Genomic DNA, 24,152 nt, shown 5'->3' on the forward strand with positions numbered 1-24,152 from the left:
GCGTCGGGCCCGGAATGAAGCAGGCTGCTTTCAGCCTCACTTCGAGCCACCCGTCACTCGGGCCCCATCGCGTCGACTACGGTTCACCGTGTGTGTGATCGCAGTCGCAGAGGGTTGTTGGCGCTGATGGTGGCGCTGCTTGCCGTGTGCTTCTGTACAGCGGCCGGCTCGCCCACGCATGTGCACCGGTTGTCCCACGCCGTCGCGGCGGTCCAGCATGTGGCCCAGCCGGTTGACGCGCCCGCCGCGCCCGCGCCGCACCAGCCGGGCGACCACTGTTCGCGCGAGCGGGGCTCCGTCTCCCTGGCGGGCCCTGACCGCCTCCCGGCCACGGAAGCGGCCCCGGAGCACGCGGCCGACGCGCAGGGCGCCGTCCGCCGCGCCACTCCGCGCCGAGCCCCCGACCCACCGTCGCCGGGGTCCTCCACCGCGCAATCGCTCCTCTGTCTCTGGCGCATCTAGAAGACCGCCCCCGGACCGGGCAGTCGGTCCCTCACCCCTGCCCGCTGCGGGCGGGGGTGAGCCGCTGTCGTACGGCGCTCTTCATCCTTGACCAGAAAGCAGTCACGATGCATCAGCCCTCAGCCGACCTGCTCTCCCGCGGTGTCGGCCGCTCACTCGCCGCCGCGGTCGGCAACACCCCTGTCGTATGGGTCTCGGACCCCCTCACCCCGCCCGGACGCGGATTCTGGGCCAAACTCGAAGGCTTCAACCCCGGTGGTCTCAAGGACCGTCCGGCCCTCCACATGGTCGCCCGAGCCCGCGCCCGCGGTGAGCTGGCGCCCGGCGCCGAGATCGTGGAGTCCACCAGCGGCACCTTCGGCCTGGGACTCGCGCTCGCCGGGAAGGTCCACGGCCACCCCGTCACCGTCGTCACCGACCCGGGTCTGGAGCCGGACATGCACCGGCTGCTGCGCGCCCAGGGCGCCGAGGTCGACGTGGTCACCGCCCCGCATCCGGTGGGCGGTTGGCAGGAGGCCAGGCGGGCGCGGGTGCGCGCGCTGCTGGCCGAGCGGCCCGGGGCGTGGTGCCCGGACCAGTACGCGAATCCGGACAACGTGGACGCGTATGCCCCGCTGGCGCACGAACTGTCCGCCCGGCTCGGCGCGATCGACATCCTGGTCGTCAGCGTCGGCACCGGCGGCCACTCCGCGGGCATCAGCAGTGTCCTGCGGACCCTCGCCCCGCACCTGCGGGTCATCGGCGTGGACGCCACCGGCTCCACGATCTTCGGCCAGCCCGCCAGGTCGCGTCTGATGCGCGGCCTCGGCAGCAGCATCCATCCGCGCAACGTCGCCTACGAGCAGTTCGCCGAGGTGCACTGGGTCGCGCCCGCCGAGGCCGTGTGGACCTGCCGTCGCCTCGCGGGATCCCACTATGTCTCCGGTGGCTGGAGCGTGGGCGCGGTGGCGCTCGTCGCCAGCTGGATCGCTCGTACGTACCCCTTGGGCACCAGCATCGCGGCGGTCTTCCCTGACGGTCCGCACCGCTATCTGTCGACCATCTACAACGACGACTACTGCCGCGAACACGACCTGCTCGGCGGGCGGCCCGCCGACGCACCCGACGAGATCGGCCACCCGTCGGAGCGGGAGGCCGTCCGCTGGACGATGTGCCGTCGTGTCTTCGCGCCCGCCCGGGAGACCGCCCCGCCCGAAGTCGTCGCATCCACGCGGGAGATCACCGCATCGGGGCAGGAAATCGCCGCCCCGATGCCGGAGATCGCCGCATCCGTGACGCAGGCCGGCGCACCCGCACCTGAGGTCGGCCGATGACCGCGGGGGTCCTCGCCCAGGTGCGATCCTACGACCGCAGTGTCCAACTGCTGCTGCTCAACCAGTTCACCATCAACCTGGGCTTCTACATGCTGATGCCCTTCCTCGCCCAGCACCTGTCCGGGCGGCTCGCCCTGACCGGCTGGCTGGTCGGGCTGATCCTGGGCATGCGCAACTTCAGCCAGCAGGGCATGTTCCTCCTCGGCGGCACCCTCGCCGACCGCTTCGGCTACAAGCCGCTGATCGTGGCCGGCTGCGTCCTGCGCACCATCGCCTTCGCCGCACTCGGCCTGGTCGACTCGGTCCCCGGGCTGCTGGCCGCATCGGCGGCCACCGGCTTCGCGGGAGCCCTGTTCAACCCGGCGGTACGCGCCTATCTGGCCCGCGACGCGGGTGAGCGGCGCGTCGAGGCCTTCGCCCTGTTCAACATCTTCTACCAGGCCGGCATTTTGGCGGGGCCCCTCATCGGGCTCGCCCTGACCCGCGTCGACTTCAAGCTGACCTGCCTGGTGTCGGCCGCGGTCTTCGCCGTCCTGACCGTGGTGCAGGTGCGCGCCCTGCCGCAGGCCCGCGGGGACTCCGGCGGCGGCGTCAAGCGCGAGAGCATCGGCCGGCAGTGGCGCCAGGTGCTGGCCAACCGGCCGTTCCTGCTCTTCGCCGCCTCGATGACCGGCTCGTACGTGCTGTCCTTCCAGGTCTATCTCGCGCTGCCGATGGCGCTGCGCGACGCGGCCCCCGACGAGACGGCCGCGACGATCGGCACGAGCACCCTGTTCGGCGTCTCCGGCCTGGCCACCATCCTCGGCCAGACCCGCGTCACCGCCTGGTGCAGGAGGAACTGGACGTCCGACCGGGCCATCACCGTCGGCCTGGCGCTGATGGGCGCGGCCTTCCTGCCGCTCCTGATGCCCGTACCGGCGGCGGGGCCCGGCCGCTTGATCGGCGCCATGGCGCCCGCGGTGCTGTGCGGGCTCCTGCTGGCGGTGGCCACGATGATCATCTACCCGTTCGAGATGGACACGATCGTCACCCTCGCCCAGGAGCGGCTCGTCGCCACGCACTACGGGCTGTACAACACCATCTGCGGGGTCGGCATCACCGCGGGCAACCTCCTGACCGGCGCGGCCCTGGACGCGTCCCGCCGCACCGGCGTGCCGTCCCTTCCCTGGCTCTCGCTGACGGCCCTGGGGCTGGCCTGTGCGGGCGCGATCCATCTTCTGTCGCGCAACGGAAGTCTCGCGGCGGCACCGAGGAACCCGGCCGCGTCACTGGCCGGGCGGCGCTAGCGCCGGGCACGGCCAAGGACTGAGCAGGGGACGTACGGCGCGCACAGCGGCGTACGTCCCCGTTGCGCGCGGCGCCCTACATACCGCCGGCGACACGCATGATGGTGCCCGTCGCGTAGGAGGCGTCTTCGGAGAGCAGCCAGGACACCGCCCCGGCGATCTCCTCGGGCTGCCCCGAGCGCCCCATGGGGATGCTGGTCGCGAGCTTCGCGGGGCGCTTCGGGTCCTCGTGGAACTCGGTCCAGATGACCCCGGGGGCAACGCAGTTGACCCGGATGCCGTCCGCGGCCACCTCCTTGGACAGCCCGACCGTCATCGTGTCCACCGCCGCCTTGGCAGCTGCGTAGTGGACGTACTGGCCGGGGCTGCCGAGAGTGGCCGCGGCCGACGAGACGTTGACGATCGCCCCGCCACCCTGGCGGGTCAGGTCCCGCACAGCCCGGCGCGCGCACAGCAGGTAGCCCAGGACGTTGACCTCCAGGGCCCGGCGCATTCCGTCGGCGTCGGCGTCCGCCAGCCGCCCGTTGGGGCCGCTCACCCCGGCGTTGTTGACCAGGCCCGTGACCGGTCCGAGAGCCGCGGCGGCATCGAAGAGAGCATCGACGGAGGCTTCGTCGGCCGTGTCCACGGCGACGGTGACACAGCGGCGGCCCGTGCCGAGGACGTCGGCGGCCACCGATTCGGCCGCGGCGGTGTCGGAGCGATAGCCGATGACCACGTCGTGGCCGTCGGCGGCCAGTCGACGGCAGATCGCGGCGCCGATGCCGCGGCTTCCTCCGGTGACGACGGTGACTCGCTGGTGCTCACTCACTGCGGATTCCTCACGACGAAACGACGAAACGATGCAACGCCGAGACGGCGAGACAGCCATTCTCCCCGGTGGGCGGAGGGGTGCGGGTGCCCGACCGGCGATCCCGACCACAGCCACGAGCGGGCGACGAGTGTCAGAAAGCTGTCCTGCGGCGCACCGCGATTGCCGTGTGCCGCCGGACAGCAGCAGTGCAGATCCCCTCAAGACTTCAGCGCCTCAGCGCCTCAGCGCCCGGCGCTTCGCCTCGAACTTCGGTCCTGACGGTCGTCGGCGGCTGCTGGCTGCTGGCTGCTGGCTGCTGGCCCTCGGCGTGATCGAGATCGTGACCGCCTTCCAGGTGCGTGCGCGTGAGAAGCACCTGGCATCGACGGCCTGGCGGGCACCGGGCCCCGCGAGCCCGGCCTGATCCGCACGCCCCCCGGGGCTGTCAGGTGCGGGGTGCGTCCTGCACGGCACGCTCCTCGCGCCGGGGGCCCTCCGTGGTCGGCAGCGGCACCTGCGGGCCCTGGCACTCGCGGAGCCAGCGCCGTAGCACTCGGTGGACCTGCTCCGCGCCGACCAGTTCGTGTCCCTCGGCGACGGGCCTGGAGAGCGTGAACGGTGACAGCAGGAAGGGCCGCCCCTGCTCGCCCCCGAGACCGCCGTGCGAGCCGATCTGCTCCTCGAAGGCGTGCACCCGGCCGCTGACCGGGTCGTGCCAGGAGTTGACCATGATGTCGGCGACATGCGGGAAGCCGTCCGTCCGCCGTACGGCGTCGGCGGCGCCGGGACCGAAGGCCTCCAGCGGTCCGGTGTCCCCCACGTCCGGGTCGTCGAGCCGCAGCCGCGCACCGTTCGCGCCGAGCACCAGGGCGCCGTACTCCTCGCTGCGTACGAGCAGGAAGCCGATGCCCGGGTGGTTGGCGAGGGTGCCCAGCAGCGCCGGGTGCAGCCGGTCGATCTGCTCGCAGGTCGCCCGGCCCCCGATGTCGGGGAACGAGATCAGCCCCAGGTTGCCCGAGGCGAGCACCACCGGGTCGGTGCCAGGCCCGGCGTGCTCCTCCCCGCCCTCGACCGGAGGCCGGTGCAGTGCGATCCGGACCGCGTCGCGCGCCTCGGCGCCGCTCTTGCTGCCCGCGGCCCCGCGCGGCACGGGCAGCCCGCAGCCCGCCCGGACGAGGTCGGCCAGGGTCAGCCCGTACGCGTTCGCGAAGGTCTCGCCGGGGCTCTGCCCGTGGTCGGAGAGCAGCACGATCCGGTAGGGGCGCGGGGTGCGTTCGGCGAGCTTGGCGATCAGCGCGAGCGACCGGTCGAGCCGCTCCAGGACCTTCCGCGCATCCGGGCTGTGCGGTCCGGAGTGGTGCGCCACTTCGTCGTACCCGACAAGGTCGGCGTAGACGGCGGTGCGCCCGACGAGGATGTCGCCGAGCACCGCGGCGACGACCACGTCCCGCTCGACGACGGTCGCGAAGGCCCGGATGAAGGGGTAGAGGCCGCCCCGCTTCACCCGTGGTGTGTCGCCGCGCAGCCGGGCGCGGGTGGACTGACCGATCTCACGGCAGACTTCGGCGACGAAGGACATCGCGGTACGCACGGCGTTGGCCGGGTCGGAGAAGTAGGTGAAGTAGCCGGCCCTGGAGCGGTTGGACCTGCCGCGCCTGGCCGCGATGGACAGGACGAGGGCGAGCTGGTCGGCGCCGCCGCTGAAGAGGTTGCCGCGGCTCGCGCCGTCGAAGGTGAGCAGTCCGCCGTCCTGGGTCCGCTCGATCGCGCGGCGCTGCATGCGGGCGGCGCTCGCCGGGCGGCTGGAGACCAGAATCTCGCCGGTCTCCTTCTCGTACCAGCGGAAGGCGGGGACGTCGTGGTTGGAGCCGTGCAGGATGCCGAGCTGGCTGGCGCCGGTCTGGCTCGACCAGTCGGTGCGCCAGGGGATCAGCCGGTGCGAGGGTTCGGAGCCGTCCAGCCACTGCGCGACGGTGGGCATCAGGCCCGCGGCGGCGGCCCGCAGCAGCACGTCGTGGCCCACGCCGTCGAGTTGCAGGAAGACGGTGCCGGGCAGCCCGGTACGCCCGTCGTCCCCGCCCTGCCTGCGGCGGCGGCGCTGCGCGAGCCGGGAGATCCTGCGCCGGTAGGCGTCGTCGTCGCGGACCGCGAGCGCGCCGGACGTCGCGGAGGCGACGGCGGACATGACGGCGGCGACGACCACCGCGGTCTGCGGGTCTGACTCGCCGCGCCCGTCGGGGATGAGCCGGAGCGCGATCAGCAGCAGCGAGCCGTTCAGGAAGAAGACCAGCACGCCGAGGACAAGAGCGGGGACGAGCAGCAGTGCCCGTACGGCCACCGGCCAGACCAGCGCGCCGAGCAGGCCGAAGGCGCCCGCGCCCCAGACCGCGGTGAGCGCGATCCTGGTGATGCTGTCGTCGTTGTCGGCCCGGAGCTGGAAGTCCGGCAGGATGCCCGCCAGTGCCAGCATCGTAAGCGTGGACACCGCCCAGACCGCGATCACCCGCAGCAGAGTTCCGCCCGCTCTACGCCATCGCCGTGCGCGCACGCCTTTGCCACCTCATGAGATCCCCGGACCGCACCCGCGGCCCCGGCTCCCAGCCTGGCACAACCGGTCGCGGGCCCCGGCCCTTCCGCCCCGGTGGGCGGGCGCGGCGCGCGGTACCCGGAATCAGCAGCCGTCGTAACCGGCCGTCGGCATCGACAGCCTGCGGTGGACGCTGGCCTTCATGGCGGCGTCGTACGCCGGTTCGTCGAGGCCCGCGGTCTCCAGGCGAATGCCTCGGCGCTCGCACTCCGCGGAGAACTCCCGCACCGAGCTCAAGGCCCTGGCCAGCACCCGGTCGTTGGGTGCGACGAACAGGTCCACGGTGCCCGCGTCGACGTCCGTCCACAGGCCGCACTGGTCGGGGCGCATCCCGTAGAAGACCAACTGCCGTGTGACGACATAGCCCTTGTCGGCGGCCCAGCGCGCGCACATGGCCTGTTGGCTGCGGGTGTCCACCAGGAAGGGATCCAGGTCCAGCTCTTCGAGCGGAGTCAGGCTGGCGATGGTCGCCACTCGTACCTCGTCCATGAACCGGGCCCCTCCGTGCTAGCTGTCGCCGCAGACCCTACTCCGATCGGGCCGCCGGGAGGAGGCGCGCATCAGGGCGGTGAGGAGTAGCCGCAGGAGTGGCAGATCTGCCAGCCGTCCTGGGTGATGGCCAGGACTCCCCCGCAGCGCGGACACTGCTCGGCATACGCGGCCCAGTACAGCGAATACATGGTCAAGGCGCCGCCCTCCTTCATTCCCCGATTGCTACCCAGCGCCCGCATGAGCAGACTCCACGGGCGCGGTCCGCCGGGTGCCCTCCGGGACTTCCGCCGCCGGGCCGTAGGCTCGTACCCGGAGATCCGACAGCGAGGAGGCAGTTCGTGCCGGTGGAGATCACCTGGTGGGGCCATGCCACCTGCACGGTCGAGGACTCCGGGGTCCGGGTGCTGACCGACCCGCTCTTCGCCCGGCGCCTCGCGCATCTGCGGCGCAGGCGCGGCGCGGTGCCACCGCCCGTGGCGGCCGTGGCGGACGTGGCCCTCGTGTCGCATCTGCACTCCGACCATCTCCATCTGCCGTCGCTGGCACGGCTCGCGCCCGGTACCCGGCTCATCGTGCCGCGCGGCGCCCCGCGGGCCGTGCCGGGACTGCGCAGGCTCGCCGCGCTGGACATCACCGAGGTCGACGCTGGGGACGAGGTACGGGTGAAGGATCTGCGGGTACGGGCGGTTCCCGCCCTGCACGACGGTCGGCGGCTGCCGATGGGGCCGCACCGTGCCCCCGCGCTCGGCTTCGTGGTCACCGGTGAGGCGACTACGTACTTCGCCGGGGACACCGGGCTCTTCGACACGATGGCCGACGCGGTGGGCCCCGTCGATGTGGCGCTGCTGCCGGTCGGCGGCTGGGGACCGTATCTCGGGCAGGGGCACCTGGACGCGGGACGGGCGGCCCAGGCGCTCGCCCGGATCGCGCCGTGCTCCGCGGTGCCGGTGCACTACGGCACGTACTGGCCAATCGGGATGGACGGCGTCCGGCCGCACGAGTTCCACGCGCCGGGCGAAGAGTTCGTACGGCAGGCGGCCAGGCTCGCGCCGGGGGTCGCGGTGCACCGGCTCGCGCACGGCGAGAGCGTCCTGCCGGAGACCGCACGGTGATCCTCGAACTGGTGGGCGGGGTGCCCACGGCATCGACTCAGCAGGCGATCGGCTATCCGGCGCTGTTCGCGCTGGTGGTTCTGGGGTCGCTGGTGCCCGTGGTGCCTACGGGGGCGCTGGTGAGCACGGCCGCGGTGGTGGCGTTCCACCAAGCCGACCCGATCGCGCTGCTGATCGTCTTCCTGGTGGCGGCGTCCGCGGCGTTTCTCGGGGACCTCGGCCTGTACTGGCTGGGGGTGCGCGGGGTGCGCTCCAAGAACGGTTCGCGCTGGCTGGAGGCGCTGCGCAGGCGTGCTTCCCCGGAACACCTCGAACAGGCGCAGCAGAAGCTGGACGAGCACCGGTCGATGGTTCTCGTGCTGTCCCGGCTGATGCCGGCCGGGCGGATCCCGGTGATGCTGGCGTGCCTGCTCGGCAAGATGCCGATGCGGCGGTTCGCCCGCGGTGACATTCCGGCCTGCCTCGCGTGGGCCGCGGCATACCAGCTGATCGGGATCCTGGGCGGCACGCTCTTCGCGGAGCCGTGGGAGGGCGTGGTGGCCGTGGTGGCGCTGACGCTGCTGATCAGCGGGGTGCCTTCGTTGTGGCGCAGGGTGCGGCGGGCTCAGCCGACGTAGGGCCCGTCGTGCTCACGCCGTGAGGATCCGCGAGCCGCCGACCGGCAGGTCCCACAGCTGCTCGCGGGGGCGGCCCGTCTCCTCCCAGGCGGCACGCACCCGGGTCAGCGGTTCGAGCACCGGCTCGGCGGACAGCAGGAAGGTCCCCCACAGTGCATGGGGGCCATCCGCAGCGCCCCGAGGTCCTCGCACGCCTGCACGGCCTCTTCCGGGTCGGCGTGTACGTCGCTCAGCCACCAGCGCGGGTTGTACGCGCCGATCGGGAGCACCGCCAGGTCGATGCCCGGGTGGCGGGCGCCGATCTCCTTGAACCAGTGGCCGTAGCCGGTGTCGCCGGCGAAGTAGATCCGCTGCCCCTGCCGGTCGCTCAGCACCCAGCCGCCCCACAGGGAGCGGCAGGTGTCGAGGAGGGAGCGCTTGCTCCAGTGGTGGGCGGGGACGAAGTCGAAGCGGACGCCGCCCAGTTCCGCGGCCTCCCACCAGTCGAGCTCGGTGACCCTGGTGAAGCCCCGGCGCCGGCACCAGCGGGCCAGTCCCGCGGGGACGAAGAGCGGGGTGTCGCGCGGGAGTCTCTTGAGGGTGGGGGCGTCCAGGTGGTCGTAGTGGTTGTGGCTGATGACCACCGCGTCAATGTGCGGCAGGTGCTCCCAGGGGACGCCGACGGGGGTGACGCGGGCCGGGGTGCCGAGGATCCGGCGGGACCAGACGGGGTCGGTGAGGACCGTGAGCCCGCCGATACGGACCACCCAGCTGGCGTGGCCCGCCCAGGTGACGGCGACCGTCGTCACGTCGGTGGCGGGCAGCGGGCCCGGCTCGTACGGCAGCAGGCCGACATCGCGGAGACCTTCGGGGCCCGGCCGCATGGTCCCCTCGCGGGCCAGTCGGGCGAAGGCTTTGACGCCCGGGAGCGGGGTGGTCAGTCGGTCGGCGAAGGAGGGGGGCCAGCGGCGGATCTCACCGAGCGGGCGGGGCGGGGCGGCCCCTCCGGGGGTGGCCAGGAGGCCGGGGACACCGAGGGCGCCGGGGCCCGTGCGGGAGCTCTCGGTCTCCTGTTCCGTCATCGAGGTTGCTCCGTTTCGGTGGCGTGCGCCGGCTCAGGGTTTCATCGCAGTTCGCCGAAAGCCGATCCGAGACTGCTCAACGCTCCCGCCACGTGCGGCAATTCCAGCGGCTCCGCTGCGGTGAGTGACTCCAGACGCTGCTCCGGCGTTGCCCCGAGGAGCCCGGCGGTCGCGATCCGCACGCGCAGCCCGCTCATGTCGTCCCCGAAGCGGTGACCGCCGGGCACCGGACCGCCGAGGCGCGTGCTCAGGTGGTCCTCAAGATCCATCGAGTCGGTGACTCCCCGCGCGGCGAGGCCCGTCCGCAACGGTCCGAGGTCGACGTACAGGTGGCGGCCCGCCTGCGGGGGGCGTGCGAGCGCGCCGGAGGCGAGGACCGCGCGGTGCGCGGCGGCGGCCACCCGCGCGTGCAGGGCGGTCGCGGCCACGGTCCTGGCGGTGACGGGCTCCGGTTCGCCCAGTGCGTACGTCGCCGCCTCGGCCACCGGGCCCGTCACGGCGGCGCCGAGCGCGGTGAGGATGTCGAGGGTCCTGGCGCGCAGGCCCGCGCCGTACTCGGTGAGGGGGAAACGGGCGACGGCGACCGGCCAGGCCGCCGGGGTGTAGCCGCCGGCCAGGTCGACGAGGACGGTGACCTGGCCGGGGTACATCTCGGCGGGGCTCAGGAGCACCGCCTGGTACGGCCGGTGCACGGTGGCGCTCCAAGTCTCGTCGCTGACGATGTGCAGGCCCTCGGACGCCGCGGCCTCGCAGACCTCGTGGACGACCTCGGGCGGGGCGACGGTGGCGGTCGGGTCGTCGGGCAGACACAGCAGCAGCAGCTTCGGATCACCACCCTCGGCGCGGACCCGCCGTACGGTTTCCAGGAGCGCGTACGGGTCGGGTACGCCGCCGCACTCCGCCGGGGTCGGCACGTGGTAGGCGGGCCGGCCCAGGATCCGCGCCTGTGGCACCCACCAGGCCGGGCAGGGGCGGGGCATCAGGATGTCGCCGCCACACGCGGCCATCAGCGCGGCCAGCAGCGGCTGGGCACCGGGCGCGGCGGTCACGCACCCGGCGTCGCCGTGCAGCCCGCGCCGCTCCCAGTACCCGGCGGCCGCCGCGCGCAGGGCGGGCCCCCCGCCGGGCGGCTCGGCGTCGGTGCGCCCCGCGGCGGCGGCGAGTACGGCGGCCAGCTCGGGCAGCACAGGCAGTCCGGGCTCGGGGGCGGGCGGCCCGTAGCGGACGGGGCCGCGTCCTGCCGAGGCCGTCCGCTGCATCGCCGCCACCTCCACCGCTCCGGCCCAGGACGACCGGCCCACTGATCCGCTGGGAACATCTGCCCGGCTCCAGTGCCCTTTATACGGAGGTTCGTCGCGTCGCGCTTCCTCGCGAACCGCCCGGATCGTGTCAGGGCGGCTGTCCGGGCTCTTCCGGCGCTGTCCGGCCGATCACGGCCCGCGGGGCCACCCCGGGCCTCCGACGGCCGTCCCCGCGCGGCCATCCTCGGCGGGCCGTCGTGCCCGCTACGAGCTGTCGGCCATCCGGGCCAGGTCCCGTTCCAGGCCGCGTCCCCTGCCCCTGACCACGCTCTCGGCGACCTCCGCGAGCTTGCGGTTGGAGCGCTGCGAGAAGCGCCGCAGCATCCCGAAGGCGTCCTGCGCGTCGCAGCCCAGCATGTGCGTCACCATGCCGGTGGCCTGGTCGATGACGGGTCGGGTGCGCAGCGCCGTGGCCAGTTGGTCCACCTCGGTCAGGACGGCGCGGCAGTGGCGGACCAGGCTCGCGGTGACCTGCTCCAGGAGGATGTCCACCGGGCCGTGCACCGCGTCCTCCAGCGTTCCCGGGCGGAAGCCGAAGAGGCTGACGGTCACTTCGGCACCGGCCCGGCGCAGCGGAATCGTCACGCTCGACCGTATGCCGGAGGCGAGGGCCGATGCCCGGTACGCGGGCCGGCGCTGCTCGGTGAGCAGGTCCTGGGAGCCGGCCGGCCCACCGCGAGCGCGGAGAGGACGGCTCTGCTGTCGACCGGATCCGGGGACCGGACTTCGGTGCTGAGCAGCACGGCGGGGGTGCTGCACGGCAGGTTCGCCGACTGGGTGATCGCCGATGCCGTCGCCGGTAAGCCGGTCAAGCGCGCGGTCGTCCTGGGGCCCACCGACGCCGGACACCGTTCACTGTCCGAGGCGTTGGCCGGGCAGGACCCGGCCGACTGCCCGCTGGTGGAGGAGGCCGCCCGTGGCGGCGCCGCGACCAGGTGCGGCCGGAGGACACCGACAGCTTCGGTCAGGACATGTCCGGGGACCCGGTGCTCGTACGGGCCGATGTCACCTCGCTGTGTGCGTCCCGCTGTCCGACGGTGCCGCCGGGCCCCGGCGGCACCGTCACCCGTACACGGAGTCCTCAATCTTCCGTACGGGCCCACGGCGTGCGTTCTCGATGGCGGAGGGTCAGGTCATGGACCTGATCTCCCGCCATGCCGCCCTCGCTATGCGGCCTCCCGCAGCGCCTGGTTGCGCAGCCGGGTACAGCAACGGGTGATCAGCCGGGAGACATGCATCTGGGAGAGGCCCAGGTCCTCGGCGATGCGGCTCTGCGTCATGTCGCCGAAGAAGCGCATGTAGAGGATCCGCTTCTCGCGCTCGGGGAGCCTGCGCAGGCCGGGCTTGACGGACTCGCGGTCGATGATGACGTCGAGCGCCGGTTCGCTGCTGCCGAGGGCGTCGCTGAGCGAGTACCCGTCGTCGGTGCCGGGAAGTACGGCGTCCAGGGACAGCGCCGTGAAAGAGTCGAGCGCTTCGAGGCCTGCGACGGCCTCCTCCTCGGTCATGCCGGCCTGCGCGGCGATCTCCGCGAGGGTGGGGGCGCCGCCGGACGCGGTCTGGGACAGCTCCTGCTGGGCGGTGCGCACTCGGTTGCGGAGGTCCTGGACACGGCGCGGCACATGGAGCGTCCACATGTGGTCGCGGAAGTGCCGCTTGATCTCGCCGGTGATGGTCGGCACGGCGAAACTCTCGAAGGCCGAGCCGTGCTCCGGGTCATACCGGTCGACGGCCTTGACGAGGCCGAGCGCGGCCACCTGGCGCAGGTCCTCAAGTGCCTCGCCGCGGTTGCGGAACCGGCCCGCGAGACGGTCGGCCATGGGGAGCCAGGCCTTCATGATCTCCTGCCGCACGGCGCTGCGCTCGGCCCCGTCGGGGAGAGTCGTCAGCAGCCGGAAGGCGTCCGCCGTGTCGGGGGCGTCATCGTGCGGGTGTTTCCGCTGCGTAGGTGTACGCATCTTCTTTGCAACTCCCTGAACGGTGCAAAACGGATGGGTGTCACCGTGGGGAGGGGCACGACGGGCCTTCGAGATCAGGCCCGGGGGTGTCCGGGCACTGTTCGTGACACGCCCGGAGCGATACCCACCGCTCCCACGGACGTGCCTCCGGTCCGAAGCACATGCTTCGAATGCCCGGCCGCCGAAAGGCCAAACAAAGCCGTGCAGGCCAGGCCGTTTACTTCGGCCCATGCCTGGTACTCGGTCGGGTGCTACCGGGATCCCCGCGGATCCCCGAACTCTCCCTTTGCCGAAGGGGCCCCAGGAGGTCCGCACATGAACACCGACGTCACCGACCTGCTTCCACGCCTTCGTCGCCACCTCCGCCGTCACGAGAACGACGGTGAGAAGTGATCGGCGGCGAAGGACGGAAGAACCGGGAGCCCGACGGGCAGGGACGGGAGCAGGGACCCGGGCGAGGAGCGGCGCACGGCCCCGGCGCCCGTGTCGAAGCCGCCGCGCCCGACTCCCCCCGGGAGATTCCGGCCCGCTCGTGGGGGGCCGTACTGCGCCGCACCGCGAGCGAGTTCATGGACGACGAGCTCGCCGACAAGGCCGCCGCGCTCACGTACTACGGGGTGCTGTCGATCTTCCCGACCCTGCTGATGCTGGTCTCCGTGCTCGGCACTGTGGGTGAGAACGCGACGCGCCAGGTGCTCGATGAGGTCAAGGGCCTCACGCCGGGGCCGGCGCGGGACATCCTCACCTCGTCACTGGAGGACTTGCGGCTCTCGGGCGGGTCGAGCGGTCTGGTCGCGGTGATCAGCCTCCTCGGGGCCCTGTGGGCCGCTTCGGGTTACGTCGCCGCCTTCATCCGGGCCTCCAACGCCGTCTACGACCTGCCGGAGGGCAGGCCCATCTGGAAGATCACGCCACTGCGGGTCGGGCTCACGCTGGCGCTGCTCGTACTGCTGGCGTGCAGCCTGCTCATCGTGGTCTTCACCGGCTCGCTGGCGCGGTGGGCCGGTGACGTGATCGGTCTCGGCGACGAGGCGCTGACCGTGTGGACGTACGCCAAGTGGCCCGTGCTCGCGCTGCTTGTGGTGCTGATGCTCGCGCTGCTGTTCTGGGCCTCGCCCAACGCCAAGGTCCAGGGGTTCCGCTGGCTGTCCCCGGGCAGCGTCGTCGCCCTGGTGCTGTGGCTGCTGTTCTCCGCCGGGTTCGCGTTCTATCTGGCCAACTTCGCCTCGTACAACAAGACATACGGCGCGATGGCGGGTGTCGCGATCTTCCTGCTGTGGATGTGGCTGTCCAACCTGGCGATCCTGCTCGGGCTCGAATTCGACGCGGAACTCGCCAGGCAGCGGGCCATGGAAGGAGGGCTCCCCGCGGACGAGGAGCCCTATGTCGCACCGCGCGACACCCGCAAGTGGCCGCCGGGGCTGCGCCGCCGGCGCCGGGGCGTCGGCCCGGCGGGCCGGGCGGGCGAGGGCGCCGACGAGGCCGAGGCCCAGGAGACCGCGGCTGCGAGGAAGGCCGGCATCGAACGGCCCGACGGCGTCGGCCGGTCGGACCGGTAGTCGGCCAGGCTGTCGAAGTCCGCTCACCGGTCCACCCGGTGACCGGACTGTGCGGCCCCTACGGACTATCCGGACTGTGTGGCCTGTGCCAAGAGCCCGTCCGGTCTGTGCCAGGGGTCCGGCCGACCGGCGACAGTGCCCGTCCGGCGACAGGACCCGTCCACAGCGCGAGAAAGGCCGTGAGTCCGGCGCCTCCGTAGAGCCCGCCGCCGAGGCCGGCCCTCTTGCCCTTTTCCTTCATTTCGGTCCGAGTGAGCCCGTGTTCTTCCCGAACGAGATCGGCAAGCTGCTCCGAAGCGCGCTTGACCAATTCAGCTGCCGATGGCTCGGCGGACTGGGTCACGTTCCTTCGCCTCCGTCGGCGTCAGCATGAAGTCCTCGTAGCGGCCGAGCCCGATGAGCACGCCCAGCACGAGAACTGGAATCAATACCGGAATCAGCACGGCTCATACCGCCATGGCCATGTCCTTCCCGCGGAACGGCCTGCAGGGGGTCACCCGCACGTCCGCATGCATCCCCCGGCCCGCCGCGCGTTTGCCGTGTGCACTTCGGGTACCCGCCACTGATCCCGGCGGCGCGGCGGAGACGGAAGCGAGCTCGCCAAGTCCGGCGGCCGGTGACCGACAGGCCGGAGCGGGCTCATGTCCTCCCCCGCCCGGGGCACCGGGTGGGAGAGATCCGTGTGAAGGGGCAGGAGGCCCGGCCCCTTAGACGGTGCGCCCCAGCAGGGCGAGGAGCTTGGTCTGGGCGTCGGCCCCGGCGGGCGGTTCCACCGGTGCGTCGAACAGACCGGTTGTCTCCAGGTCCGCCGAGTACGGTCCGAATTCCCGCACCGTGAAGCTCACCAGCTCCTCCGGCAGCCGCTCGTCCGCGCCGATGGCCCGGGACAGGTCCCAGGCGTGCACCACCGCGTCGGCGACCATCTGAGAGCAGTAGGCGGCGGCGGTGCTCTCCCCGTACGAGAGCCCCACCCGGCGCTCCAGGGCGCCCGGCTCCGCGAACGCCGCGCGGGCCCCCGCCGCCGCCCGGTCCCAGACGGTCACCGGGTTCTCGCCCAGTACGTCGCCTGCGAAGGTGTCGCCGATCTCCGCGACCGTTCGTCGCGCGGTCACCAGCTCCGGCACCCACAGCTGCTCCCCGGTGAGGTGGCGCACCAGGTCCCGCACCGACCAGCCGGTGCATGGGGTGGGTGCCTGCCACTGGTCCTGGCGCACCGCGTGCACCCGGTCGGTGAAGAGCGCGAGCACCTCGGCGTGACGAGTGAGAAGAGGGTTCGCATCCATGGGGTTCACTCTTCCCTCGCCCGCGCCCCGGCGCCAGTCCGGATCCCCGTGGATTTGGCGCTTCACCCGGGGCTTCCCGCAGTGAGCGACGGAACACACGACCGGCTGTGCCGCCTGATTCGAAACCGGCCCGGCCGGGTACGCGCGCACCATGTCTTCACCACGCGCGCACCATCCCACCAGCCGCCTGCCCGGCCGGCTCGCCACCTGGTTGAGCGGCCGCGACCAGGCAATCTTCCACGGTGTGGCGGCCCGCCACTGGCCTGGCGCCGACTATGTCCTGCCCCGCCTGAGCCATGGCGCGAACCACGGTGTGCTGTGGTTCGGAACGGCCGCAGGACTGGCGGCCCTGGGCGGCAGCACCCGCGCGCGGCGGGCTGCGGTGCGCGGGGTCGCCTCGCTCGCGCTGGCCTCCGCCACCGTGAACACGGTGGGCAAGCGTTCGGTGCGCCGGGTGCGGCCGGTGCTGGACTCGGTACCGCTGGTGCGGCAGCTGAAACGCCAGCCGATCACCACCTCTTTCCCCTCCGGGCACTCCGCATCCGCCGCCGCCTTCGCGACGGGCGTGGCCCTCGAATCGAAGGGCTGGGGCGCGGTGGTGGCGCCGGTCGCGGCAGCCGTCGCGGTCTCCCGCATCTATACGGGCGCCCACTATCCGAGCGATGTGCTGGTCGGCGCGGCGCTGGGGGTGGGGGCTGCGTTCGCGGTGCGCGGGCTCGTACCGACGAGGTCGCAGATGCCGGCCCCGGGGCGCCCGCACACCCAGGCTCCAGCACTTCCCGGTGGGCAGGACCTGGTCGTGGTGGTCAACAAGCGCTCGGGCTCGGCGGCTGCCAAGGCCACTCTGGTGCGGGACGCGCTGCCGCTCGCGCAGGTCGTCGAGTGCGAGCCCGAGGAGCTGTGCGACGCGCTGGAGAAGGCAGCCAAGGAAGGCAGGGCTCTCGGCATCTGCGGTGGCGACGGCACCGTCAACCGGGCCGCGGTGGTCGCCGCAACCCACCGGATTCCGCTCGCGGTCTTCCCCGGCGGCACCCTGAACCACTTCGCGTACGACCTGGGCATCGAGGAGGTCCACGACACCTGCCGGGCGCTGGCATCCGGCGACGCCGTCAAGGTCGACCTGGGCCGCTTCACGCCGGGCCCGGGGGGTGACGACCAGCCGGGGTACTTCCTCAACACCTTCAGCCTGGGCGTCTACCCGGAGCTGGTGCGCATCCGGGAGCACTGGGGGCCGCGCATCGGCGGCTGGCCCGCGGGGGTGCTCGCGGCGGTGAAGGTGCTGCGCGACGAACGGCCGCTGGAGGCGCAGGTGGGGCAGCACAAGAGCCGCAGCCGCTCGGTGTGGATGCTGTTCGCCGGGAACGGCATGTACCAGCGGATGGGTCCGACCCCCGGCCGGCGCTTCGACATGGCGGACGGCCTGCTGGACGTGCGTGTGGTGCACGGCGGGCGGCTGCCGGGCCTGCGGCTGCTGGCCGCGGCGCTCGCCGGACCGCTGAGCCGCTCGCCCGTCCACGCGGCGCAGCGGCTGCGCCGGGTGTGGATCTCCGGCCTGGCGCCGGGCACGCTGCTCGCTTTCGACGGCGAGGTGGTGGACGCCCCCGAGGAATTCGTCATCGACAAGGCCGCCGAGGCTCTCACCGTGTACCGTCCGCTGGTGCTGTGAATTCCCGGAAACGTCCCACAGGGTAAAGAGGAATACAATGGGGATCCGCGGACCCGGGAGGTACACACCATGGTTCCTGTCCTGCTTGTCCTGCTCCTCGTTCTGGTCCTCTTCGGCGTCGGTTTCGCCGTCAAGATTCTGTGGTGGATCGCCATTGCGGTATTGGTGATCTGGCTTCTGGGGTTCCTGCTGCGCGGCACTTCTTCCTCGGGCACCAGGTCCCGCTGGTACCGGTGGTAGGAATTGAGCTCCCGGCCATAGGCAAAAGGGAAAGGGGACAGCGGCCTTGAGGCCGCTGTCCCCTTTCCGTTGCGCCCGCGCTCTGCCTTTCGGCCGGACACGGCGCGGGCGTTCCGCGTCGGACGCCCTCAGCGCAGGGCGGCGAGGCGGCGGCGGGCCGGCCCCAGGGCCCGGCCCCGGCCCAGCAGCCCCGACCACGGGTTGGTGCGGGCCTGGACCAGTACGTCCTCGGCGTCCGTCACCGCCCAGCGCCGCGCGGTGAGCTCCTTGTTCTCCAGTTGCTCCCAGGAGACCGGTGCGGCCACCGGCGCGCCCGGCGCGGGGCGGATCGACCAGGGGGCCACGGCCGTCTGTGCGTAGGCGTTGCGCTGGACGTCCAGATAGAGGCGGTCGCCGCGGGTCTTCTCGCGTATATCCGTGGTCAGTTCGTCCGGGTGGCGTTCGGCGAGGATCTGCGCGACCTCCTTGGCGAAGTCGCGGGCCTCGCCGAACGAGGTGTGGCCGTTCAGCGGCAGGACCACGTGCAGGCCCTTGGATCCGGTGGTCATCAGCGCGGAGGGCAGCCCGAGCTGGTCGAGGAGTTCGCCGAGCCGCCAGGCCGCTTCGCGCACCGCCGGGAAGTCCTCACCGGGTGGGTCCAGGTCGAAGACCAGGCGGTCGGGCCACCGGATCCTGTCGGCCCGTGAGAGCCAGCGGTGGAACGTCAGGCAGGCCTGATCGGCGAGGAAGACAAGGGTGGCGCTGTCGTCGCACACGGTGTGGGTGACCGTGCCGCCCTCCTTGTCGACCGTCACCCGGCGCATCCACTGGGGATAGTGGTCGGGGGTGTCCTTCTGCATGAGACGCGGGCCGCCGACGCCGTCCGGGTGGCGCTCCAGCATCAGTGGCCGCCCGCGCAACTGGGGCACGATGAACGCCGCCATCTGCCGGTAGTAGTCGGCCACATCGGCCTTGGTGAGGCCGCAGTCCGGGAAGAGCACCTTCTCCGCGCGATGGATCCGCACCGTGCGGCGTCCCGCACGCACGCTCGTGATATCCCTCATCATGGTCTCTGTCTCCTGGGCTCGTCGTGCCCTTCGTGGTCTGCCTGTCCCCGTGGCCGCTGTCTGATCACTTACGCTCCGGCGCGCCGCGGGTGAGGGTGGCGGGGTGTTCAGGGCACCCCGCCACCCACACCGCACGGCGCGCCCCAGCCCTGGGGCAGCAGCGGTAGATGGAGGAAGTAGTCGGTCGGGTTGAGCAGAACGATCTCGGCTTTCTCCCTGGCCGTCCGGGACATGGACTTGGCGGCCTGTTGGCCGGCGAATCCTGCTCCGACGATGACAATGCGGGGACGCTGTCGTGTCACTTCGCTTCACCTCGTACACGGGGCGCGGGCGGTGGACGGACCTTCCCGGTGCCCCCGAGGCTGCCCGGCAAACACCCGGATCGCGCCCGTTCGTCCTCCCGCCGGGAAACCCCCGCCAGGCCCGACGGCTTGACTACGACCGGCGGGACGCAGGCTCGTGTCCTGGGCCCGCGCCGCTGGCTTCGACGACATCCGGGCATCGGCGGCGGCCTGGTGCTTCGCCACCGAGGGCGAACGCGCTGGTGGAGCGGCCTGTGGGCGGACCGTACGACGGCGTCGGTGTACGCGCCCGCCTCACCGTCGGCAGGGGCCACACCCGCGCGGAGACCCTGGCCACGCTGGCCGAGGCATGGCGCGAGTGGGGCCGCCGCGACGACGCGTGGTTCATGGTCCCGCACGGCGAAGTGCTCCTGCGCGCCTGGCCGCTCGCGTACTTCCCTTATGGCGTGTCCGGCCTGCGCCACTTCATGATGTGGCCCGTCGCGGCGAACGCCTCCTTGCCCGCAAGGCGCCCGGTCCTCGTCTCGACGTGTACGAATCCCTCGCTCTCGTAGAGCGCGCGGGCCGCGTCGTTGCCGTCGAGGACCGTGCACCGCACGGTCGAACCGCCGCCGTCGGCCAGCGCGCGCCGGAGCAACAGCCGCCCGATGCCCTGGCGGTAGCGGGCGGGGTCGACGTAGAGCCAGGTCAGTTCGGCGTCGTCGAGCGCGGCGAAGCCGAGCACCTCGCCCGCACCGTCCCCCTCGTCGCCCGCCGCGGCGACCCATACCGTCCCGTCGAAGAACCCTTCGTCCTCATAGGTTTCGGCGAGCGGAGGGAAAGCGTCCGCACCGATGTGGCCGCGCAACTCGTCGCGCCGCGCCGTGTCATGGATCCTGGAGACCGCGTCCCAGTCCGCTTCCCGGTACGGGCGGACGGTCACGGTGTACGTACTCATCCCCGGACCTTCGCACCCGCTTCCCGGCCGGGCAAATCGGCTGCCCGTCCGACCGCGCGAATCGCGTCCCTCGGCCCCTGACCACCAACTATCCTCGCCCCTATGGAGATCCTCGGAACCACGCTGCGCATTTGCGTCGACGACCTGGAGGCCCCGGTGGCCTTCTACGAACGCCTCACGGGAACACGGGCGCAGCGCTACGAGCGCGGCGGGATCTCGGTGGCCGCGGTGGGCTGCTTCCTCTTGATGAGCGGCCCCGAGTCGGAACTGGAGGTGCTGCGCAAGGTGTCGGCGACCATTGCCGTGCGGGATCTGGACGAGGCGGGCGCGGCCCTCGACGCGGCCGGCGCGCGCATCATCGTGGGCCCGGTGGCGACACCGGCGGGCCGCAACCTGCTGGCGCTCCACCCGGACGGCACGGTCTTCGAGTACGTCGACCTGCGCACGGATGCCTGACGCTCACCCCCGTGCCGGGTCCGGCGCCGCGGGCGGTCGCATCCGGAAGTCGTACCGGTCCGGCAGGGGTTCGTCGGACAGCGCGGACCAGATCTCGCCCAGGACCTCGGCGCCCTCACGCAGGTCAGCGACCTCGAATCCGGCGTCGAAGACCGCGCGGGCACCCTCCCTGTCCCCCTCGGCGAGCAGCAGCCGGGCCTCGGCGAGGCGGAAGCGGCCGCTCTCGCGCATCGCGGGCCGCAGCCGCTGCCAGACACCGCGGGCCTCGGCCGTCCTGTCCACCGCGAGGAGCGCGTCGATCGCCTCGCGGCCCAGGGCGGCAGTCGCCGCGCTCCACTCCGCACCGTCGCGGCGCTCCTGGCAGAGGTCGTCGAAGGCCTCCGCGTACAGATCGGCGGCGCGCTGCCCGTTGTGCGCCAGCCGGTCGGCGACCGCCAGGCAGCGCAGCAACGGCCAGCGGGACGGGGCGAGTCCGAGCCCCCGCTCCCAGCTGCGCACCGCCTGCGCCAGATCGCCCGCGTGCCACTGGGCGACCCCCAGGTGGTACTCGGTGAGGGGCTCGGCGGGGGCGGTCTCCAGCATGTCCCGCCAGGGCCGACCGACGAGCGTGGGGCCCGGCGGAGTGACCTTGCGCGGGTAGGGGAACGCACCGCCACGCAGCAACTCCAGCCAGGGCTGCTGCTCTTCGCCGAGCGTCGACTCGTCGAAGGGCGTGCCGGGCAGCTTGAGGCCCGCGCGCAGGACTTCGAGCGCGCCCCATCCGGAGCCGGTGGCGAGGCTCCGGATGGGTTCGCTGTCGGCGTACGGCCGCCATGCCTCGAAGGCGGCGTCGACCTGTGCCCGCGGCAGCGCGCTCTCCAGCCGCAGCTCCGTCTCGTCGCGGGCCGCCTGCCAGTCCTCGCCGTGCACGGTCGGCGCGTCGGCGGCCAGTGGCCCGTACGCCTCCAGCCAGCTGAACTCGGCACCCGCCTCCAGCGGGACATGCTCCAACTGGGTGCGGGCGAGACCGGCCTGGATCTCGGCGTAACCGGGTGTCCCCGGTTCGGTCAGCCACTCCTGCCAGCGGCGCCCACCGCGCCCCGAGCCCCACAGGAAGAGCTTGCGGCCGCGCAGCCGGTCGGTGGAGGTCTGGACGAGTCCCTGCCCGTCGGCGTCGAGGGACGCGACCCATTTCCGCGCCTCGTCCGGCACGTCGTAGAAGTAGTCGGCCGGGTACTCGCCGCGCAGCGGATACGTACGGTCGATGCCGTCCGAATCGGGCACGGTCACGCGCCGCAGACGGTGTTCGTACCCGAAATGCCAGGCCTCGTCGGCGGGGGCCAGGACGCGGGTCCCCTCGGCCTCGTCGACGGCGATGTTGGACCACCAGTAGACGGGCACGGTCCGCTCGTGCGGATTGCGGATCCGTACGCCGACGTGCAGGAAGTCGGAGTCGGCCGGCAGCCACAGGTCGACCTGGAAGGGCAGGTCACGCAGCCGCTCCCACTCCCACAGCCGGAGCATCTCACCGCCGTCGGGGGCGGGCACGACCGCGGCGTGCAGGGGGGCGCAGGACAGCGTCGTGTGCCCGGTCGCGCCGATGTTCCACTCGATGCCGCCGGAGAACCAGGCCCCGTTGAGCGCGAACTGGGCAGGCTGGAACACCGGGTTGCGGTACAGGAGTTCACGGCCGGTCGGCTTGTGGAAGAGCGAGTGCACCCGCCCGCCGAGCCCGGGCAGCACGATCGCGCGCAGCCGGTCGTTCTCGATGACGATCGTGTCGAGATCCGCCTCGGCGCGTTCGCGCCCGTACCCGTCGAGGACGGGCACGGGCAGCAGGGTGCGCAGTGGCTCGAAGCCGATCTGCCGGGCCATCTCGCGCGGCAGCCCGTCGCGTGAACGCTCGTCGAGTACGTGGGTCTCGTCCAGCGGGCGCAGTCCGGGCAGCGGATTCGGCGGCCCCACCTGGGCTGCGGGCAGGGTCAGTACGGCGCGTCGCACGGTCGTGGCCAAGACAGCCTCACTCCCTCACGGGGGCCGCAGGCAGCTCCGATGGCCGACGCCCCGACGACCATCGGAACACGGCGGGTGCCGCTCTGACCAGGGGCTCCGTAGGCCAGTGTTCGGCAAAGTCAGGGGGACTCCCAGGTGGGAATCAGAGAGCGCCGGAGAGTCCCGGGCGTCGGTCCACCCTCTCAGTGGTGATCGCCCAGCGTTCGTGATCGCGCCAGGCGCCGTCGATGAAGAGGAAGTCGGGCGAGAAGCCCTCCCGGCGGAAGCCCGCCTTGCGGACGAGGGCGATGGACCCCTCGTTCGCGGGCTGGATGTTGGCTTCCAGCCGGTGCAGGCCCAGGGTGTCGAAGGCGTACCGCAGGACCAGGCCGAGGCCCTCACTCATGAGGCCGCGCCCTGCCGCGTGGGCGAAGGCACCGTAGCCCAGCGCCCCGCACCGGAAGCCGCCCCCGACGATGTTGTTGATGTTGATGAAGCCCGCGATGCGGCCGCTCGGGCGTCCGCAGACAAGGAAGCCGGCCTTCGTCGGGTCTTCGGTGAGCCGGCTCGCGTAGGCGGCGTACGTGGCGGGCTCCTCCGGCGGGAAGAGCCAGGGGCGGTGCAGGTTCCTGCTGTCCCGCGCCAGCGCGGTGAACTCATCGGCGTCGTCCTGGGCGAAGGGCCGCAGGGTCACCCGCGGACCCTGCGCGCGGTGTGCCCTGCCGGAACCGGTGGTCGTACGAGGCATCCCGTCAGGCTACTTGCCCCCGGGTGGGCGGCCGCTCGCCCGTCACCTGCACGTGCGCGAGTCCGTCACCTGCATGTGCACGTCCGTCACCTGCGTCTGCGTACGAAGTAGCCGCCGCACAGCGCACCGATCGCGGCCATCGCGAGCAGTGCCAGATAGAGCGGCATGGTGACTTCGGGGATCAGCAGCCGGATCCGGACATGGCGGGTGTTCTCGAAGATGAAGACGAGGGTCAGGACCACGATCGCGGCGACCGCGATCCGGCCCGGTGCGAAGGCCCTGCCGGTCGTGGCCCTGCCGGTCGTGGCCCTGCCGCCGCTGCTGCCCGATGCGTCCCTGGGGCTCATGTTCCGGTCCTTTCCTGGAGTGTCACTGCCACCGCCGTGGGGTCCAGGATGTGCAGATCATGGCTCCGCGCGGGCGATGGGGAGGGCCGTACGGGTGACCGGGGCCCCGCCGAAACGCCCGCCGGTCAGTAGAGGCGGCGCAGGGCGGGCCAGAGGGCCGACCACGGGGCACTCGTGCCGGAGCAGAGCACGATCGCGGCGTGCTGCTCCTCGTACTCCACCCCGTGGCGGTTGTCGACGCGGCCGACCTCGCGGCAGCCGGTGAAGTGCCGCCGGAATCCGGTCGGGCCGTCCTGGTGGACCAGCAGCACCGGCCCGTCCGCGGTGTCCGGCGGCGGCCCCCAGTCGGCGAAGCTCATATGGCCGGAGTACGCAGGGGCAGCGCGCGCCCCGGGCCGTAGCGTGCGCGCGCCCGCCTCGCCGTAGTTCTGGGTGAGGATCACGGCGCGTCGGCGCCGGTCGGCGGGGACGCGGTCCCAGCCGTCCGCCACCGCGTCGGCCAGGAACGGCCGGCCGATCCGCTCGCCCTGCTCGCGGTTGGCGGCGTTCGCCACCGCGAGTGCGTCCGGCGGCAGCACCACGGCGTTCGGGCACGAAGAAGGGCGACAGCAGGAT

The 24,152-nt window shown here is 72.4% G+C and carries 26 protein-coding genes and 3 pseudogenes; 11 read left to right on the plus strand and 18 right to left on the minus strand.

The genetic code is table 11. The annotated features are described in order from the left end of the window. The first annotated feature begins 144 nt into the window (after window positions 1-144). The 3 genes from QMK30_RS14325 (at window position 145) to QMK30_RS14335 (ending at window position 3,061) form a co-directional block, all read left to right on the plus strand. On the plus strand, window positions 145-462 hold the full coding sequence (locus tag QMK30_RS14325) for a hypothetical protein (RefSeq protein ID WP_283518181.1): 318 nt from the start codon (window positions 145-147) through the stop codon (window positions 460-462). Between the two features lie 107 nt (window positions 463-569). Further along, window positions 570-1,775 (plus strand): PLP-dependent cysteine synthase family protein, encoded by a 1,206-nt coding sequence (locus QMK30_RS14330; RefSeq protein ID WP_283518183.1) that lies wholly within the window; start codon window positions 570-572, stop codon window positions 1,773-1,775. Then, window positions 1,772-3,061 (plus strand): MDR family MFS transporter, encoded by a 1,290-nt coding sequence (locus tag QMK30_RS14335; RefSeq protein WP_283518184.1) that lies wholly within the window; start codon window positions 1,772-1,774, stop codon window positions 3,059-3,061. The genes QMK30_RS14330 and QMK30_RS14335 overlap by 4 nt, the downstream gene beginning before the upstream one ends. A 76-nt stretch (window positions 3,062-3,137) precedes the next feature. Here QMK30_RS14335 and QMK30_RS14340 read toward each other — a convergent pair whose 3' ends face one another. After that, on the minus strand, window positions 3,138-3,872 hold the full coding sequence (locus QMK30_RS14340) for an SDR family NAD(P)-dependent oxidoreductase (RefSeq protein ID WP_283518185.1): 735 nt from the start codon (window positions 3,870-3,872) through the stop codon (window positions 3,138-3,140). A gap of 169 nt (window positions 3,873-4,041) precedes the next feature. On the opposite strand from QMK30_RS14340, the gene QMK30_RS14345 reads away from it, so the two are divergent. Next, the gene (locus tag QMK30_RS14345; RefSeq protein WP_283518187.1) at window positions 4,042-4,278 is read left to right on the plus strand and encodes a hypothetical protein; all 237 of its coding nucleotides are present in this window, start codon (window positions 4,042-4,044) and stop codon (window positions 4,276-4,278) included. A 21-nt stretch (window positions 4,279-4,299) separates the two neighbouring features. On the opposite strand, the gene QMK30_RS14350 is transcribed toward QMK30_RS14345, so the two are convergent. The 3 genes from QMK30_RS14350 to QMK30_RS14360 all read right to left on the minus strand — a co-directional run bounded on the left by QMK30_RS14350 (window position 4,300) and on the right by QMK30_RS14360 (window position 7,127). Continuing rightward, a complete protein-coding gene (locus QMK30_RS14350) occupies window positions 4,300-6,402 on the minus strand; it encodes a phage holin family protein (protein ID WP_283518188.1) in 2,103 nt (700 codons plus the stop codon). Window positions 6,403-6,525: 123 nt separating this feature from the next. Beyond that, the gene (locus QMK30_RS14355; protein WP_283518190.1) at window positions 6,526-6,930 is read right to left on the minus strand and encodes a recombinase family protein; all 405 of its coding nucleotides are present in this window, start codon (window positions 6,928-6,930) and stop codon (window positions 6,526-6,528) included. Between the two features lie 71 nt (window positions 6,931-7,001). Continuing rightward, complete coding sequence (locus QMK30_RS14360; RefSeq protein WP_283518192.1) at window positions 7,002-7,127, minus strand: hypothetical protein; 126 nt, start codon at window positions 7,125-7,127, stop codon at window positions 7,002-7,004. Window positions 7,128-7,271: 144 nt separating this feature from the next. Here QMK30_RS14360 and QMK30_RS14365 point away from each other — a divergent pair, with 144 nt between their 5' ends. Both QMK30_RS14365 and QMK30_RS14370 read left to right on the plus strand, forming a co-directional pair. After that, on the plus strand, window positions 7,272-8,045 hold the full coding sequence (locus QMK30_RS14365) for an MBL fold metallo-hydrolase (RefSeq protein WP_283518193.1): 774 nt from the start codon (window positions 7,272-7,274) through the stop codon (window positions 8,043-8,045). After that, window positions 8,042-8,662, plus strand: coding sequence for a DedA family protein (locus QMK30_RS14370; RefSeq protein ID WP_283518195.1), 621 nt, complete (start codon window positions 8,042-8,044; stop codon window positions 8,660-8,662). The genes QMK30_RS14365 and QMK30_RS14370 overlap by 4 nt, the downstream gene beginning before the upstream one ends. A 12-nt stretch (window positions 8,663-8,674) precedes the next feature. Here QMK30_RS14370 and QMK30_RS14375 read toward each other — a convergent pair. The 4 genes and pseudogenes from QMK30_RS14375 to QMK30_RS14390 all read right to left on the minus strand — a co-directional run bounded on the left by QMK30_RS14375 (window position 8,675) and on the right by QMK30_RS14390 (window position 12,982). Continuing rightward, window positions 8,675-9,723: pseudogene (locus QMK30_RS14375) on the minus strand (MBL fold metallo-hydrolase). A gap of 41 nt (window positions 9,724-9,764) precedes the next feature. Next, window positions 9,765-10,982 carry an aminotransferase class I/II-fold pyridoxal phosphate-dependent enzyme gene (locus QMK30_RS14380; protein ID WP_283518196.1) on the minus strand — a complete coding sequence of 406 codons (1,218 nt, stop codon included), beginning with the start codon at window positions 10,980-10,982 and terminating at the stop codon, window positions 9,765-9,767. 246 nt (window positions 10,983-11,228) lie between these two features. Next, window positions 11,229-11,609 carry an ANTAR domain-containing protein gene (locus tag QMK30_RS14385; protein WP_283518197.1) on the minus strand — a complete coding sequence of 127 codons (381 nt, stop codon included), beginning with the start codon at window positions 11,607-11,609 and terminating at the stop codon, window positions 11,229-11,231. 581 nt (window positions 11,610-12,190) lie between these two features. Continuing rightward, window positions 12,191-12,982, minus strand: a complete 792-nt coding sequence (locus QMK30_RS14390; RefSeq protein ID WP_283518198.1) for an RNA polymerase sigma factor SigF — start codon at window positions 12,980-12,982, stop codon at window positions 12,191-12,193. A 392-nt stretch (window positions 12,983-13,374) separates the two neighbouring features. Here QMK30_RS14390 and QMK30_RS14395 point away from each other — a divergent pair, with 392 nt between their 5' ends. Next, complete coding sequence (locus QMK30_RS14395) at window positions 13,375-14,541, plus strand: YihY/virulence factor BrkB family protein (RefSeq protein WP_502963143.1); 1,167 nt, start codon at window positions 13,375-13,377, stop codon at window positions 14,539-14,541. Window positions 14,542-14,599: 58 nt separating this feature from the next. Here the strand turns inward: QMK30_RS14395 and QMK30_RS38460 are convergent, their stop codons facing one another. From QMK30_RS38460 to QMK30_RS14410, 3 genes are all read right to left on the minus strand, one after another. Next, window positions 14,600-14,884 carry a phage holin family protein gene (locus QMK30_RS38460; RefSeq protein ID WP_349362071.1) on the minus strand — a complete coding sequence of 95 codons (285 nt, stop codon included), beginning with the start codon at window positions 14,882-14,884 and terminating at the stop codon, window positions 14,600-14,602. Next, on the minus strand, window positions 14,853-14,984 hold the full coding sequence (locus tag QMK30_RS14405) for a hypothetical protein (RefSeq protein ID WP_283518200.1): 132 nt from the start codon (window positions 14,982-14,984) through the stop codon (window positions 14,853-14,855). The genes QMK30_RS38460 and QMK30_RS14405 overlap by 32 nt, the downstream gene beginning before the upstream one ends. Window positions 14,985-15,248: 264 nt before the next feature. Then, the gene (locus QMK30_RS14410) at window positions 15,249-15,824 is read right to left on the minus strand and encodes a TIGR03086 family metal-binding protein (protein WP_283518202.1); all 576 of its coding nucleotides are present in this window, start codon (window positions 15,822-15,824) and stop codon (window positions 15,249-15,251) included. 151 nt (window positions 15,825-15,975) lie between these two features. Here QMK30_RS14410 and QMK30_RS14415 point away from each other — a divergent pair, with 151 nt between their 5' ends. Beyond that, on the plus strand, window positions 15,976-17,490 hold the full coding sequence (locus QMK30_RS14415; RefSeq protein ID WP_283518203.1) for a bifunctional phosphatase PAP2/diacylglycerol kinase family protein: 1,515 nt from the start codon (window positions 15,976-15,978) through the stop codon (window positions 17,488-17,490). Window positions 17,491-17,559: 69 nt separating this feature from the next. Next, on the plus strand, window positions 17,560-17,730 hold the full coding sequence (locus QMK30_RS14420) for a hydrophobic protein (RefSeq protein WP_283518204.1): 171 nt from the start codon (window positions 17,560-17,562) through the stop codon (window positions 17,728-17,730). Window positions 17,731-17,858: 128 nt separating this feature from the next. Here the strand turns inward: QMK30_RS14420 and ligD are convergent, their stop codons facing one another. Together ligD and QMK30_RS14430 are read right to left on the minus strand one after the other, a co-directional pair. After that, window positions 17,859-18,773: a non-homologous end-joining DNA ligase gene (ligD, locus tag QMK30_RS14425; protein ID WP_283518287.1), complete on the minus strand. Its 915-nt coding sequence runs from the start codon at window positions 18,771-18,773 to the stop codon at window positions 17,859-17,861. Window positions 18,774-18,925: 152 nt separating this feature from the next. Beyond that, window positions 18,926-19,078 (minus strand): annotated as a pseudogene (locus QMK30_RS14430) (NAD(P)/FAD-dependent oxidoreductase); the annotation flags it as partial. Between the two features lie 142 nt (window positions 19,079-19,220). Between QMK30_RS14430 and QMK30_RS14435 the strand changes: the two are divergent. Beyond that, window positions 19,221-19,494, plus strand: a pseudogene (locus QMK30_RS14435) (SAM-dependent methyltransferase); the annotation flags it as partial. Window positions 19,495-19,517: 23 nt separating this feature from the next. Here the strand turns inward: QMK30_RS14435 and QMK30_RS14440 are convergent. Continuing rightward, on the minus strand, window positions 19,518-20,015 hold the full coding sequence (locus QMK30_RS14440) for a GNAT family N-acetyltransferase (RefSeq protein ID WP_283518206.1): 498 nt from the start codon (window positions 20,013-20,015) through the stop codon (window positions 19,518-19,520). A gap of 102 nt (window positions 20,016-20,117) precedes the next feature. Between QMK30_RS14440 and QMK30_RS14445 the strand changes: the two genes are divergently transcribed. Further along, window positions 20,118-20,471 (plus strand): VOC family protein, encoded by a 354-nt coding sequence (locus QMK30_RS14445; protein WP_283518207.1) that lies wholly within the window; start codon window positions 20,118-20,120, stop codon window positions 20,469-20,471. 3 nt (window positions 20,472-20,474) lie between these two features. On the opposite strand, the gene QMK30_RS14450 is transcribed toward QMK30_RS14445, so the two are convergent. The 4 genes from QMK30_RS14450 to QMK30_RS14465 form a co-directional block, all read right to left on the minus strand. Continuing rightward, window positions 20,475-22,463, minus strand: coding sequence for a DUF5107 domain-containing protein (locus QMK30_RS14450; RefSeq protein WP_283518208.1), 1,989 nt, complete (start codon window positions 22,461-22,463; stop codon window positions 20,475-20,477). Window positions 22,464-22,605: 142 nt separating this feature from the next. Continuing rightward, window positions 22,606-23,190, minus strand: a complete 585-nt coding sequence (locus tag QMK30_RS14455; RefSeq protein WP_283518209.1) for a GNAT family N-acetyltransferase — start codon at window positions 23,188-23,190, stop codon at window positions 22,606-22,608. An 86-nt stretch (window positions 23,191-23,276) separates the two neighbouring features. Beyond that, the gene (locus tag QMK30_RS14460) at window positions 23,277-23,537 is read right to left on the minus strand and encodes a lipopolysaccharide assembly protein LapA domain-containing protein (protein ID WP_283518210.1); all 261 of its coding nucleotides are present in this window, start codon (window positions 23,535-23,537) and stop codon (window positions 23,277-23,279) included. Window positions 23,538-23,662: 125 nt separating this feature from the next. After that, the gene (locus tag QMK30_RS14465) at window positions 23,663-24,118 is read right to left on the minus strand and encodes a hypothetical protein (protein ID WP_283518212.1); all 456 of its coding nucleotides are present in this window, start codon (window positions 24,116-24,118) and stop codon (window positions 23,663-23,665) included. Window positions 24,119-24,152 lie beyond the last annotated feature (34 nt).

The sequence above is a fragment of the Streptomyces sp. H27-C3 genome, from assembly GCF_030063415.1.
In the GTDB taxonomy this organism is placed as follows: domain Bacteria; phylum Actinomycetota; class Actinomycetes; order Streptomycetales; family Streptomycetaceae; genus Streptomyces.